At 64.7% G+C, this 13,961-nt stretch carries 10 protein-coding genes; 7 read left to right on the top strand and 3 right to left on the bottom strand.

Annotated features, from left to right (window positions below; all coding sequences use genetic code 11):
* Window positions 1-14: 14 nt before the first annotated feature.
* Complete coding sequence (locus SLQ31_RS28365) at window positions 15-1,235, bottom strand: glycosyltransferase family 4 protein (protein WP_319437522.1); 1,221 nt, start codon at window positions 1,233-1,235, stop codon at window positions 15-17.
* A gap of 123 nt (window positions 1,236-1,358) precedes the next feature.
* Between SLQ31_RS28365 and SLQ31_RS28360 the strand changes: the two genes are divergently transcribed.
* The 4 genes from SLQ31_RS28360 to SLQ31_RS28345 all read left to right on the top strand — a co-directional run bounded on the left by SLQ31_RS28360 (window position 1,359) and on the right by SLQ31_RS28345 (window position 6,039).
* Window positions 1,359-2,357 (top strand): Gfo/Idh/MocA family oxidoreductase, encoded by a 999-nt coding sequence (locus SLQ31_RS28360; protein ID WP_319437521.1) that lies wholly within the window; start codon window positions 1,359-1,361, stop codon window positions 2,355-2,357.
* Window positions 2,358-2,449: 92 nt separating this feature from the next.
* A complete protein-coding gene (locus SLQ31_RS28355) occupies window positions 2,450-3,448 on the top strand; it encodes a Gfo/Idh/MocA family oxidoreductase (protein WP_319437520.1) in 999 nt (332 codons plus the stop codon).
* Window positions 3,449-3,582: 134 nt separating this feature from the next.
* Window positions 3,583-4,857, top strand: a complete 1,275-nt coding sequence (locus SLQ31_RS28350) for a glycosyltransferase (protein ID WP_319437519.1) — start codon at window positions 3,583-3,585, stop codon at window positions 4,855-4,857.
* A gap of 126 nt (window positions 4,858-4,983) precedes the next feature.
* The gene (locus SLQ31_RS28345) at window positions 4,984-6,039 is read left to right on the top strand and encodes an acyltransferase family protein (protein ID WP_413643232.1); all 1,056 of its coding nucleotides are present in this window, start codon (window positions 4,984-4,986) and stop codon (window positions 6,037-6,039) included.
* Here the strand turns inward: SLQ31_RS28345 and SLQ31_RS28340 are convergent.
* Together SLQ31_RS28340 and SLQ31_RS28335 are read right to left on the bottom strand one after the other, a co-directional pair.
* Entirely contained in the window at window positions 6,030-8,231 is a 2,202-nt protein-coding gene (locus tag SLQ31_RS28340) for an SGNH hydrolase domain-containing protein (RefSeq protein ID WP_413643221.1), read from the bottom strand. The two genes, SLQ31_RS28345 and SLQ31_RS28340, sit on opposite strands and share 10 nt — an antisense overlap.
* A gap of 85 nt (window positions 8,232-8,316) precedes the next feature.
* Complete coding sequence (locus tag SLQ31_RS28335; RefSeq protein ID WP_319437516.1) at window positions 8,317-9,933, bottom strand: GMC family oxidoreductase; 1,617 nt, start codon at window positions 9,931-9,933, stop codon at window positions 8,317-8,319.
* A gap of 190 nt (window positions 9,934-10,123) precedes the next feature.
* Between SLQ31_RS28335 and SLQ31_RS28330 the strand changes: the two genes are divergently transcribed.
* From SLQ31_RS28330 to SLQ31_RS28320, 3 genes are all read left to right on the top strand, one after another.
* Window positions 10,124-11,392, top strand: a complete 1,269-nt coding sequence (locus SLQ31_RS28330; protein ID WP_319437515.1) for a glycosyltransferase — start codon at window positions 10,124-10,126, stop codon at window positions 11,390-11,392.
* A 129-nt stretch (window positions 11,393-11,521) separates the two neighbouring features.
* Entirely contained in the window at window positions 11,522-12,904 is a 1,383-nt protein-coding gene (locus SLQ31_RS28325) for a nucleotide sugar dehydrogenase (RefSeq protein WP_319437514.1), read from the top strand.
* A 47-nt stretch (window positions 12,905-12,951) separates the two neighbouring features.
* Window positions 12,952-13,956 carry an NAD-dependent epimerase/dehydratase family protein gene (locus SLQ31_RS28320; RefSeq protein ID WP_319437513.1) on the top strand — a complete coding sequence of 335 codons (1,005 nt, stop codon included), beginning with the start codon at window positions 12,952-12,954 and terminating at the stop codon, window positions 13,954-13,956.
* Window positions 13,957-13,961 lie beyond the last annotated feature (5 nt).

Raw genomic sequence — 13,961 nt, 5'->3', positions numbered from 1 at the left:
GATTCGGGATGCTATCAACGCAGGCCGAGAAAGGTGGCGAGTTCGTCGTCGTGGCGGTCGCGTTGGAAACGCTGAGAAGACTTCTGTGCGCCATTGGCGAGGCGACGGCGCAGGCCTTCGTCCGCTTCGAGTGTCATCAGGTTGGTGGCGAGGGCTTTGGCGTCTCCGGTCGGGCTCAATAGTCCGGCGACCCCCGGTTCGATGATCTCCGGGGTGCCACCAGAATTGGTCCCGCAGACGGGGAGGCCAGCCCTCATGGCCTCGACGGTGACGCGGCCGAACGCTTCACATTGGCTGCACATCAGCCCGACGTGGGCGGCTGACCAGTAGCGCGGGACGTCGCGGGTCGGTCCGTGAATGGTCACCAGATCATCGACGCCCAATCGTTGGGCAAGGCGGCGAAGTGGCTGGTTGCTTCCGGCACCTACCAGTGTCAGTTCGACATCGATGCCCGCACTTCGGGCGATGGCGATGGCCTCGATCGCCAGACTCTGCCCCTTGGCCTCGGAGAAATAGCCGACCAGGACGGCCCGCAACTGCTCGCCCGGCTGCCGCTCCGGCGGCGTGCCCATTGCGCTGTCGACGACGGGGTAGATCACGTCCGCCGGCATCGTCGGGTCCAGATCGAGCATGGCTTGCTCGACTGCGTGCGAGTTGCAGATCACCGACTCCGACAGCCACCCGACCAGGCGCACGGTTCTGCGGTAGCCGAACAGGAACCAGAGTTGATGGTCGTCCCTCCCGAACTCGCGGATGATCCAGTGGTGCGGGATGCCGAGGATCTTGGCGGCGATGGCGTGCGACGGGATTGTCATCGTATTGGTCAAGACCATCGTCGGACGTTGTCGGGTGAAGTACACCAGTGCCTGCACGATGCCGGGCAGAAGTATCACGGTGTAGGGAAGCCAGCCGATCACCACGTGCGGATCGACGAATCGGAACCGCGACCATTTTCCGAAACCCCACCACGGCGTCCAGGCGATCTTCGTTTCAATACCGTCATCCGCGCACCGCTGCGATACATCTCCTTTTTGTGGGAGGACCGCGACGAGGTGAACGTCCGGTCGCTTTCGGCGGATTGCGGAGAGGATGTCGCGGAAATCGACTACGCCGCCGCCACCGAAACTGCTTACGTTGGAGACCACCACGATTCGCGTCGGGGGTTTCTCGTCGGGTGTGGTTCTGCTCGCGCGACGCCGGGCCGTTAGGCGGCGCAACGCTCCAGCGGGAAACACGGCCAGAGTGTAAGCGACAATGTGCTGGCCTCGATCCGTAATGGTCGCGACGAACTGTTGCGCTGGGGAGCGTGCAGACTCTTCGGCGTCCTGGGCTGCGGGCCGGGTGTTAGCATCGCGCGCATGACTGACGGCCGGGGGCCGGTACGGATCGGCGTCCTGGGGGCAGCCCAAATAGCGCCGGCGGCGCTGATCAATCCGGCGAAGGAGAACGCTGAGGTTGTGGTGGCCGCGGTGGCGGCGCGGGATGCGTCGCGCGCCCGGGCTTTCGCGGCCAAGCATGACATCGCACGGGTACACGACAGCTACGAGGCGCTGATAGCCGACCCGGATGTGGATGCGGTGTACAACCCGCTACCAAATGGCTTGCATGGCAAGTGGACTCGCGCTGCGATCGAGGCAGGCAAGCACGTGCTGTGCGAGAAGCCGTTCACCGCCAATGCCGCCGAGGCCCGTGAGATCGCCGAGCTGGCCGCCGCGTCAGACCGGGTGGTGATGGAGGCATTTCACTACCGCTACCACCCCTTTGCCTTACGGGCGGAGGAGATCATCGCCTCAGGAGAGCTGGGCACCCTGCAGCGGGTGGACGTCGCCTTCTGTTTCCCGTTGCCCAAGTTCTCCGACATCCGCTACAACTATTCCCTCGCCGGCGGAGCCACTATGGACGCCGGATGCTATGCGGTGCACATGCTGCGCACGTTCGGTGGCTCGACGCCGGAAGTTGTTTCTGCACAAGCGAAGTTGCGTGACAGCACGGTGGACCGGGCGATGACGGCCGAGCTGCGTTTTCCGGCCGGACACACCGGCCGGCTTCGTTGTTCGATGTGGTCGGCGGATCTGCTGAGGATAAGCCTGCGGGTGACCGGTGACCGCGGTGAGTTGTATGTGATCAATCCGTTGTTGCCGCACATTTTTCATCGGTTCTCCGTGCGATCCGGCGGCAAGAAGCGGGTCGAGCGCTTCCCGCGACGTGCCACCTATGCCTATCAGCTGGATGCGTTCGCCGCGGCGGTGCTGCGGGGCGAGCCGGTCAAGACGACACCCGAGGACGCGATCGAGACCATGACCGTCATCGACTCGGTCTACCGCGCCGCCGGCCTTCCCCTGCGGGAGCCGAGTTGAGTGAGCTTGCTGACGGTTATGTCAATTGTTGAAATTTTCAGTTGGCCGTCTTCTAGTATCGCCGCGGTGGTTTGACGGAGGAGAGAAGAGCAATGCCAGACAGCGCTGGGCGGGTACGTATCGGCATCTTGGGAGCTTCGAGCTTCGCGCCGACGACGATGATCAACCCGGCTAAGGACAACGACGATGTCGTGGTCGCGGCGGTGGCATCACGTGATCAGCCCAGTGCCGACGAATTCGCGGCCAAGTACGGCATACCCAAGGCTTACGGTACGTATGAGGCGCTGATCGACGATCCGGACCTCGATGCCATCTACGTCTTGGTGCCGACCAGCATGCACGGTAAATGGACAAAGTTGGCATTGGCGGCGGGCAAGCATGTGCTGGTCGAGAAGCCGTTCACAGCCAATGCCGCCGAGGCTCAGGAAATCGCCGACCTGGATGCCACGTCGGACCGTGTGGTGATGGAGGCGATTCAGTTCCGCCACCATCCGCTGACGCGGCGCGTCGAGCAGATCATCGCCTCCGGCGAGCTCGGCACCCTTCGGCGCGTGGACGTCACCCTGTGCGTATTGCTGCCGACCTTCAAGGCCAATTGCTACAACTACGCCATGGCCGGCGGGGCGATGATGGATGCGGGCAGCTACGTGACGAACATGGCCCGCACGTTCGGTGGCTCCACCCCGGAAGTTGTTTCGGCACAGGCGAAGCTGCAGAAGCCCCAAGTGGACCGGGCAATGACGGCCGAGTTGCAGTATGCCAATGGCCACACCGGCCGGCTGCGCTGCGCGCTGTGGTCGGGGAATCTGTTTCGGGCGAGCGCCAAAATCGTCGGTGATGACGGCGAGCTGCGGTGGCTCAGTCCTGCGGCACCCAACGTGTTCCCGGTGCTCTCGGTCCGGTCGGCCAACGGGAGAAGGACCGAGCGTTTCTCCCGTCGCACCACCTATTCCTTCCAGCTGGAAGCGTTCGCCGGTGCAGTGCTGCGCGGCGAGCCGGTGCGGACGTCGCCGCAGGACGCGGTCGAGAACATGAGCGTCATCGACGCGGTCTACCGGGCCGCCGGCCTTCCGATCCGGGAGCCGAGCTGACCGATCTGGTCGGCCACCAGCAAGGGAGCTACCAGTTAGCCAAACGCTTACCTGGCCGTCAAAAAACCAGCGATACTGGCCGGTGTTCGAAAGAACGTGCACACTCCGCACGCGGTTGAGAGGCTAGATCAGCGATGAAAGTGGTCCTGGCATGCCACGGCGTGCGTGGCGATGTTGAGCCCAGCGTTGTCATCGGCCGTGAATTGCTGCGCCGGGGCCACGACGTGCTCATCGTCGTCCCGCCAAATGTGGTCGGCTTTGCCGAGGCGGCGGGTCTTTCTGCGGTCGCCTGGGGGACGGACTCGCAGGTCATGATGGACGCTCAGCGCGACTACTGGACGTGCTTCTTTCAGATGCCCTGGAAATCGAAGGATCTGGCCAGGCTGGGAGAAGGCATCGGGGAGATCGTCACCCAGTGCTGGACCGAGGAAGCGTTCTCGACCCTGGTGTCGGTCGCTGAAGGCGCCGACGTCATCATCGCCGGCAACGGTTTCGAGCAGTTCGCGGCCAATGTCGCGGAGTATCACGGCATCCCGCTCGTCACTGTGGATTTCTTCCCGATGCGAGCCAACGGGAAGGTTCTGCCACTGCTGCCGGCACCGTTGGGCCGTGCAGTGATGACGGGCTACCAGCGGATGTCCTGGAGCGGTGTGGTGAAGGACGTTGAGGACACGCAGCGTCGTTTGCTTGGGCTGCCGCAGGCAACAACGCCCTGGCCAGGTCGCATCGCAGACCGTGGATCCTTGGAAATCCAGGCCTACGACGATGCGTTCATTCCCGGGCTGGCCGCCGAGTGGGCGAAATGGGGTCGCCAGCGCCCCTTCGTCGGCACCCTGACGCTGGAGTCGCCGACGGATTCCGACGACGAGGTCGCGTCGTGGATCGCCAAGGGGACGCCGCCGATCTTCTTCGGATTCGGCAGCGTGCCGGTCGGCTCACCGGCTGACACGATCGCCATGATCAGCGCCGTCTGTTCGCAGTTGGGCGAGCGGGCCGTGGTGGGCGCCGGCTCCTCTGATTTCAGCGCGATCGCCTACCCCGAACACGTCAAATTGGTCGGCCTTGTCAATTTCGCCGAGATCTTCCCGCTCTGTCGCGCAGTCGTGCACCACAGCGGGGCCGGCACGATCGCCGCGTGCTTGCGGTCGGGAGTTCCGCAGGTGGGTCTCTGGACGCTGCCTGACCAGTGGTTGCGGACCAGCCAGCTCAAGCGGTTGAAGGTGGGCACCGGGCGTCGCTTTGCCAAGACGACCGAGAAGTCACTGATCGCGGACCTGCGCAAGATTCTGGCCCCGCAATACCTCAGGCGGGCTGACGAGTTCGCGAACCATGTGACGACGCCTGCCGAAAGTGCTGCTGCGGCCACCGATCTCGTGGAAGACTTTGTCCGCGTCGGTCGTGTTTGCTGAACGATGAGCGCGCATCCGGAAGTCGTCGGCGATAGCGAAGACGAGAGCGTCAGTCGCCGGTGGAAACGCTCCCTCGGCGAGGTATTCGACCCGCAGAACAATGCGCTGAACGCATGGCGACTCGCGATGGCGACGGGCGTCATCTTGTGGCATTCCTGGCTGATCACCGGGCGCGCCATCTCTTTCGAGCCGGCCCACCAACTGCTTCGAGACGTCTGGGTGGACGGGTTCTTCGCGATTTCCGGATTCCTCATCACGTGGAGCTGGGTGCGACGACCGCGGCTGCGTGACTATTTCGTCGCTCGAGGGTTGCGCATCCTCCCGGCGTTCTGGGTCTGCCTGATCGTCATCGCGTTCGTTATCGCGCCCATCGGCGTGGCGATTGGCGGCGGCTCGCCCGGCAAGCTGCTGCTGTCGCCCGGCCCCATCCACTACGTCCTGAACAATTTCGCACTGATGATGAAGCAGAGCGATGTCTCCGGAACGCCGCTCGGGGTCCCGCTGCCGGGGGAGTGGGATGGTTCGCTCTGGACGCTGTATTGGGAAGTGCTGTGCTACATCGCTATTGCACTTCTTGGCATCACCGGACTACTTCGTCGTCGTTGGGTGATCCCGGGGTTGCTCGCCCTGGCGGTGCTCTGGTCAACCCAACTGCCGTCGATGAGTGCCGTCGTCGAAGCACCCCCCGCCAAGCGGCCACCGATGGACGCGGCGACCCAGCTGCTGATCGCTGAAGGAGCGGCCGCCCGTTTCGCGGTGATGTTCCTGGCCGGTGCGCTGTTGTTCCAGGTACGCAACGTCATTCCCGCTCGTTGGTCACTCGTGACGCTGAGCGTGGCGATCGTCCTGGCGGCCAGCCTGCTGCCCAACTACCGGTGGATCGCTGCCTTCCCGCTGGCGTATGCGCTCGTCGTTTCGGGTGCTCTCATCCGCCACCCGCGCTTGCGATTGCGGACTGACTTGTCATACGGCGTCTACATTTACGCGTTTCCGATTCAGCAGCTCCTGGTCATCGGCGGGCTGGCCTTCCTGGCTCCGCCGGTGTTCGCGGTCATCGCCGCCGTCATCACGCTGCCGTTGGCGGCACTGAGCTGGTACCTCGTCGAGAAGCCCGCGATGTCCCTCAAAGGGCGGCTCGCCCGACGCAGTCCCCCGGCCGCTTCGCCGCCCGCTCAGCTCTGAGCCAGCGCCCGATCGGCCAAGGCTCCAACGACCGGGCCCAGGGCTCGGGAGTATTCGAGCGTCAGATGGTTCCAGTCGAAGTACACCAGGGTGTTGTCGACGATGACAGGGCAGCGATCTGCTGTGCAGAACAAGTCGGTGAGGTCGGCATACTGCCCGCCGCCGGCCTTGACGGCGGCGGCCTCCGCGGCGATACCGGCTGGATTGACCGCGTTGGATCGCTTTGGCTCACAGGCCGTTGCGTTGTCCAAATGGGCCGAGAGGCACACCGGCACCACCGACTGGGGATCGGGGATCGGCCCTAGCACCAGGACCTGCGTACCGCTGGCGCGGAGCTGGTGCACCATGCGGGTCAGGCTGTCGAGCCACACCTGGTCGTACGATGTGAATCCCGATGGCCAGTCGGCCGAACCGTATCCCCGCCACATGCTGAGCACGACCAGTCGCGGGTGCTCGGAGCGCAACCGGTTGATGATCTCGGTACGCCATTGTTCGCACTCGGTGTACTCCCGGTGAAGCAGTGGACTGCTGATCGGCAGGTCCAGCAATGGGCAGCCAGTCTTCGCCAGCGTCTCGAGCCGCCAGTGACGCTCATCGGCGAGCTGCTGGAACGCCGGATTCCACATTGCTGCATGCGAATCACCGATCAAGGCAACCGTGGTGGCCGAGGCGGTATCTCCCGAAGCGCATTCCGGTTGTCCGGTTTCGAGAAAGTCGCGCATACAGCCACCGAGGTACACGTTCTTGTCTTCGCCCGCTGCATTCGCAAGCGGAGGAACAAGATTCGACGGGACCGCCTTGAGATCGGCAGAGGCCGCGAGGCCTGCCTGAACCTGGGCGACTGCCTGCCGGACCGCGGTGTCGTAGGCGTGGATGCCGGCACCCGCGGGGACCGGGGCTGCGATCAGGGTCAGGGGCGCCGCGGGTGCGCCGCGTCCGACGGTGGTTGGTACGACCTGCAGTAGCGCCAGGCCGGCACAGACCGCGATCGCGGTGGCCACCGCACCCAGACCGAGGCTGCGCCCCGCCGAGTCGCGGATCTTCGGCCGGAAGCGCAGCGGGTTTTCAACGAACTTCAATGTGAGCCATGCCAGCCCGGCGGACAACAGCGCAGCGGTCAGCCGGGCGACCAGCCCAAGCGACTGGCCCATCAGAAGCGGGGCCAGCACCAGTACCGGCCAGTGCCACAGATACCACGAGTAGGAGATGCGGCCGATGGCACGCACCGGCCGCAGGCCCAGCAGGCGTCCGCAACCCCGCGCGGGTATAGCGCAACCCGCGCCGATGACAAGCGCGGTACCGACGGTGGGCAGGATTGCGGCGGTGCCGGGGAAGGGGGTGGTCGGGCTGAACCAGGTGCAGGCCACCAGGATCATTGCCAGCCCAGTCCATCCTGCGATCCCGGCCGGTAATGCCGGCACGCGGCGCCACTGGCCGGCTGTGAGCGCAACCAAACCGCCAACGGCGAGTTGCCAGGCCCGGGTGGGCAACGAATAGAACGCCGCGGCGGGCATGACAGTGGTCAGGACGAACGACATTCCGAAGGACACGACGGCCACCACCGCGAGCGTCACCAAATACGGGCGTTGTGTCGGGGCGGCGGGGGATTGCCGACTCTTCCGCGCCCGGCGTACCAATCGGATCAGCCAGGCCACGCCGAGGATTAGGGGCGCCCACACCAGGTAGAACTGTTCTTCGACGCCCAGCGACCAGTAATGCAGAAACGGCGATGGCGTCAGGTAATTGGCGGCGCTGAAATAGTTGACGCCTTCGAGCATGAATCGGTAGTTGCTCACGTAGAGCGCGCTCAATATGCCGTCGTACAGAACGGTCGGCACTTGCAGGGGCGGTAAGAGGAACGTCGCGGCGATCATCGTGACGACACCGACCGCGGCGGAGGCGGGCAGCAGCCGGCGCGCCCGCGCACCGTAGAAGCTCCGCAGCTTGACGGTGCCGGTGCCGCTCACCTCGCGCCAGAGCAGCCCGGTGATCAAGAAGCCAGAGATGACGAAGAAGACGTCGACGCCGACGTAGCCGCCACCCAGGCCGGGCACCGCCGCATGGAACAGGACTACGGCGACTACGGCGACAGCGCGCAAACCCTCGATGTCCGGGCGGAATTTGTTCCGTTCCGGCCCTCGGTCCTGTCGCTCTTCGGGACGGCTAACGCTGTCGGCCTGGTGCACGATCACCTACCTGGTAGGGGGGCAGACCCATTGAGTCGAGGCACTTTTGCCCGCGCTGGGGAGCAGGGACACGTCTGGAGCGGTTCACGTCTCACAACGCTTGGTTTAGATGTTCGGCCACCCGCAACGCGTTGGCCGCAACCGTCAGACTCGGATTCAGGCCGGCGCTGGATGGGAAGAACGAGGTGTCCACGACGTAGAGGTTGTCCACTTCGTGCGCGCGGTTCTGAGCATCCAGCACACTGGTGGTGGGATCGGTCCCAAATCGGCAGGTACCACAGACGTGGCCCACGTTCGAGTTTTCCTTCCCGCTGCCAAGGCCGCGGGTGCGAAACGGCTTCAGCACATTTTTGAACAGCCGCAGGAACTCCGCGTGGCGTTCGAGTTCTCCTGTGTGCAAACGGTATTGAATCCGCATCCGCTGACGGCCGTCGGCGCCGGGATGGTCGGATAGCAGCACTCGGTTATCCGCGTAGGGGAGGTCTTCCATCATCGCGGCGAGGATCAGCCCGCCGGTGAAGAACTTCTCGTACACCCTTCGCACCGCGGGACTCATGGCACGTAGTGCTTTCGCTTGCGGGCCAGGGCGATTGGTCAGCCACTCCATCGGCGGTATCGAGCCGAACGACTGCACGGTGCCGTACTTCTGGCCTTCATGGAAGTAGAAATCGTTGAGCCCGATCTCCTTGTTGGCTCCGGTGATCTTGGAGCCCGGTTCCGGCCAGATCATGACGGGGTCGAGGAGATGGCGCATCAGGTTGCGGCCCACCATGTCCGAGCCGTTGGCCAGCCCGCGTGGCCAGTCGCCTGACCGGGAATTGAGCAGCAGCACGGGGGTGGCCAGGGCGCCTGCGGCCAGCACCACCACCTTCGCCTTCAAGGTCAGTTGTCCGGACGGGTGCTCGCAGATCACCTGTCGCACCCCGGTGCGGTCTGCTTCCAGGTGCACCACCCGAGCTTCGGTCAACAGCTGGGCGCCGTGGTCAGTGACGGCGGGCAGCACGCAGTTTCGCGAGGCGTCGTTCTTGCACGGCCGGGAGCAGAGGAAGGTCTGACACGTGGCGCAGTCGGCGGTGTAGTCACAGGCCATCGGCAGGTGATAGGGATGCAGCCCGCGTCCGGTCAGGTAGTCGACCAACGGTTGGTTGTCGGCCGAAAATGCTGGTGCAGCAGGCAGATTGACGGCGGCCGCCTCGGGCCGCAGCGGATCGGGCTGGCCGCGGACCCCCAGCAGCTTCTCGGCATCGGCGTACCACGGTCGCATCTCGTCGTAGGTGACCGGCCAGGCCTCCGGCACGGTCGAATCGCCCGGGTCGGCGAAATTCTGCCGGGGAGTGAAGTCCCGAGCGAAAAATCGCTCGCACACCATGCCGTAGAGCGCAGAGGATCCGCCGGTTCCGCTGCCGATGAATGGCACAAAGCGTTTGGCGCGGCGGCCGCTGATGTCTTCGACTTCGTCGGTCGAGCGTCCGCCACGGGCCAAGGCGTCGAAGTAGCTCGCCGCGGATCTGGCGGCGATCGGCTCGGCCAGTTCTGGCATCGCAGAACGAATCGTTCCCGGTGCGCCAGGCAGCGTCGAGCGTCCCTTTTCGACGAACAGGACTCGGCGCCCGGCGCAGGCCAAGGCGTAACCCAGCGTCCCGCCGCCCATACCGGTGCCCACCACGATCACGTCCCAGTCGATGCGTTCCGCGTCGCGCGCAGTCACTGCGCCGTCAGCCAAAATCGAGCTCCTCAGCGTGATGGCCCAAAAATGGCCTGGTCTGGGCGATTCGGGATCGTATCAACGATGAGCCGACGTCATGGCCGAACGCTGACTCGGTCGTCAAAAAAGCGGTAATAATGGCCGTTGCTCCTGACGTAGTGCACGCAGGACGACGGAAAGGCCAGAACCGGCAATGAAACTTGTGCTGTCCAGCTACGGCGGTCGCGGCGACATCGAGCCCGCCGTGGTTGTCGGCTGCGAGTTGCAGCGCAGAGGGCACGACGTGCGCATGGTTGTCCCACCCAATCTGGTGGGTTTCGCCGAGGCCGCCGGGCTCCCGGCGGTGGCCTATGGGCTGGATTCCAAGGACATCCTGGAGCTGCAGTGGCGGTATTTCACCGTGTACGGACGCACCCCCTGGAAGCTCAAAGAGCTCAACCGGATGGCCAGTGAAACCGCGCAATTCGCCGACGAGTGCTGGGCGGAGATGACCAGGACACTGGCCTCGGTGGCCCAAGGGGCCGACCTGCTGCTCACCGGGCTGATTTTTGAGCAGCCCGCGGCGAACGTCGCGGAGGCCTTCGACATTCCGTTGGTCACCCTGCATTACTTCCCCTACCGGGTGCACGGGCAGCTCCTGCCGTTGCTGCCGGCGCCGCTGAGCCGCCTGGCGATGGCGGTCAACGAATGGACTGCGTGGCGTGGGACTCGCGCGGGGGAGGACGCGCAGCGCCGCGAATTGGGACTGCCCAAGGCCACCAGCTCCGCGCCGCGTCGTATCGCGAGCCGGAATTCGCTGGAAATCCAGGCCTACGACGCGTTGGTCTTTCCGGGTTTGGCGGGTGACTGGGCGAGTTGGGAGCAGCAGCGGCCGTTCGTCGGGGCGTTGGCGATGGCGTCGCCGACGGATTCCGATGCCGAGGTGGCGGCGTGGATCGCCGACGGAACGCCGCCCATTTTCTTCGGGTTCGGCAGCGTCCCGATCGGATCGCCTGCCGACACGATCGGCATGATCGCCGCAGCGTGCGCACGGTTAGGGGAGCGCGCGATCGTGGGCGCCGGCGGTACCGATTACAGCGACGTGCCGCGGCACGACCATGTGAACGTGGTCGGCCAGGTGAACTACGCGACGATCTTCCCGTCGTGCCGGGCGGTCGTGCATCACGGCGGCTCGGGCACCGTGGCCGCGTGCCTGCGGGCGGGGGTCCCCCAGTTGGTGCTCTGGACACTGCCTGACCAGCCGTTCTTCGCCGCGCAACTGAAACGGCTCAAGGTTGGCGCCGGCCGGCGCTTCTCGACCACCACCGAGAAATCGCTGGTCAAGGATCTGCGCCGGATTCTGGCCCCGTCGTACGCGACGCGGGCTCGCGAGATTGCCCCGCGGGTGACGCAACGCGCCGACAGTGTCGTTGCTGCAGCTGACCGGGTGGAAGCATATGCACGGCTGACGAGCCGCGCCTGATCACTTCTGTGAGCCAGCCGAATTTCGGGTCGATGCCGTCAATATTCGATTAGGCTGCCGAGCGACCCGCTGGTCGTGAGGCCCGGTTGTAACTCCCGCACGGGGAAGTTGAAGGAGCTAGGAACGGCAATGGCTAGAGGCGCGTTCGGACAAAGCGATGCCGAGATCGATCTGCTGGTCCGTGGCATGCGGTCAGGGATCGCCGTTGTGGGCTTCGGCTATATCGGCACCGTGATCGGTGCGGTTCTGGCTGACCGGGGCTGGCCCGTGACGGGTATCGACGTGCGGCCGAACATCGTCGACGAGATCAATCAGGGCAGGACGAGCGTGCCCGAGCCAGGTCTCGGCGAGCTGGTCGCCAACAGCGTCCAGGTCGGCCGGCTCCGCGCTACGTCGGACTTCAGTGTCATCGCCGACAACGACTTCATCATCGTCACGGTCGGCACCCCGCTCGGTCCGGACTACGAGCCGATCGTCGACGACATCAAGGCAGCGGCGCAGGCCGTCGGGGAGTACCTGCGCCCCGGCCACCTCGTCATCTTGAAGAGCACCGTGCCGCCGGATACCACCGAAACTCTCGTTCGGCCGATCCTGGAAGAGGCGTCCGGCCTGAAGGCCGGGGTCGATTTCGGGTTGGCGTTCTGCCCCGAGCGTCTTGCCGAAGGGCAAGCGATCCGGGAGCTCACGTCCATTCCTGTCGTTGTCGGTGCGGTCGACGAGCGCAGCGCGCGCAGCTGCGCGACGCTGTGGCGCCACGGGCTCGGGCTGGAGTCCATCATCGTCGAGGACCCACGGACCGCCGAGATGGTCAAGCTCGCCGACAACCTCTGGATCGACCTCAATATCGCGATGGCCAACGAACTGGCCAAGGTGTGCGACCGGCTCGATATGGACGTGCTTCAGGTCATCGCCGCGGCGAACTCGATGCCGAAGGGCAGCCACAACGTGAATATCCTGTCGCCGAGCATGGGCGTCGGGGGCTACTGCCTGACGAAGGATCCGTGGTTCGTCAACCACCTTGGCGAGACGTTGGGGCTGGATCTGCACGTGCCGAAGACGTCGAGGACCGTCAACGACACGATGCCGAGTTATACCTACGGTTTGCTCACCCAGCTGCTGGCGGATCAGGGCAAGGCGATCGAGAACAGCAAGATCGCGGTGCTGGGGATCGCGTTCAAGAACAACACCGGTGACTGCCGGCTCACGCCCACCAAGTACGTCGTCGCTCTGCTGGAAGAGTCCGGTTGCCAGCTGTCCGTTCATGACCCGTGGGTGCCGGACGAGGAAGCCCACACGGTGACGAAGATCCCGCTGAGCCCGGATATCGAGTCCGCGGTGAAGGATGCCGATGCACTGGTCGTCCTTGCGGGGCACCGGGAATTCCATCAGATTCCCTTGGTCCGGCTTGCGGACCTGGCGGCCGATGGCTGCGTGTTTCTTGATGGGCGCAACAGCTTCGACCCGGCAGCCGCCCGCGCGGCCGGATTCATCTACAAGGGGATCGGTCGCTAGTCGGCTGCTAGTTTTTTGCAAACCGCACGCAGAACGAAAGAGCAACTATGTCCAATGTCGTCGTAACAGGCGGCTACGGCTTCATCGGATCGCACTTGGTGACGGCACTGCTGGAACGCGGCGACAGCGTCACCATTTTCGACTTCGCGAAGAACACCCGTGATAGCAGCATCGATTTCGACAGCCATCCCAACTTCCGGTTCGTCCAAGGCGATGTCACCGATTTGGCGGCACTCGAGCAAGCTTTGACGCCCGGTGTCGACACGGTGTTTCACCTGGCGGCGGTCGTGGGGGTCACGAACTACATGGACGACCCGCTGAGGGTTCTCGACGTCAATGTGATCGGGACCCGCAACGTTCTGGAACTGAGCCAGCGCAACGGAATACGCGTGGTGTTCGCCAGCACATCCGAGGTGTTCGGCAAGAACCCCAACCCGCCGTGGGCCGAGGACGACGATCGGGTGCTGGGTTCGACGACGACCGCGCGGTGGAGCTACAGCACCAGCAAGGGCATGGCCGAACATCTGGTCTTTGCGATGCATGCCGCCCACGGACTGCCGGTGACGGTGGTCCGGTACTTCAATGTGTATGGCCCGCGCCAGAATCCGATCTTTGTGGTGTCGCAGACTGTTCACCGGATCCTCAACGGCCACCAGCCGCTGCTCTATGACTCCGGTGACCAGACCCGCTGCTTCACCTACGTCGACGACGCGGTCGCCGGCACGTTGCTCGCCGCCGATAGTGATGCGGCGATCGGTGAGGCCTTCAACGTCGGGAGCATGGTCGAGACGAGCATGCGTGACGCGGTGGATCTGGCGATCAAGCTCGCCAGTGTCGACTCGGTGTCGTCCGCCGAGCCCGTCGACACGACAGAGCGTTTCGGCGGTCGGTATGAAGACATTCCCCGTCGTATCCCGGACTCGACCAAGGCGCAGCGGGAGCTGGGCTGGCATCTGAAGGTCGACGTCGAGGAAGGGATCCGCCGCACCATCGACTGGGCGCGCGCCAATCCGTGGTACCTCGAACAACCCACCGGGGTTGGCAAGGGCTAGGACCC

Source organism: Mycobacterium sp. RTGN5 (assembly GCF_033804465.1).
GTDB lineage: Bacteria > Actinomycetota > Actinomycetes > Mycobacteriales > Mycobacteriaceae > Mycobacterium.
The sequence above is the reverse complement of the archived record's forward strand: the minus strand, read 5'-3'. Positions and strand labels throughout refer to the sequence as shown.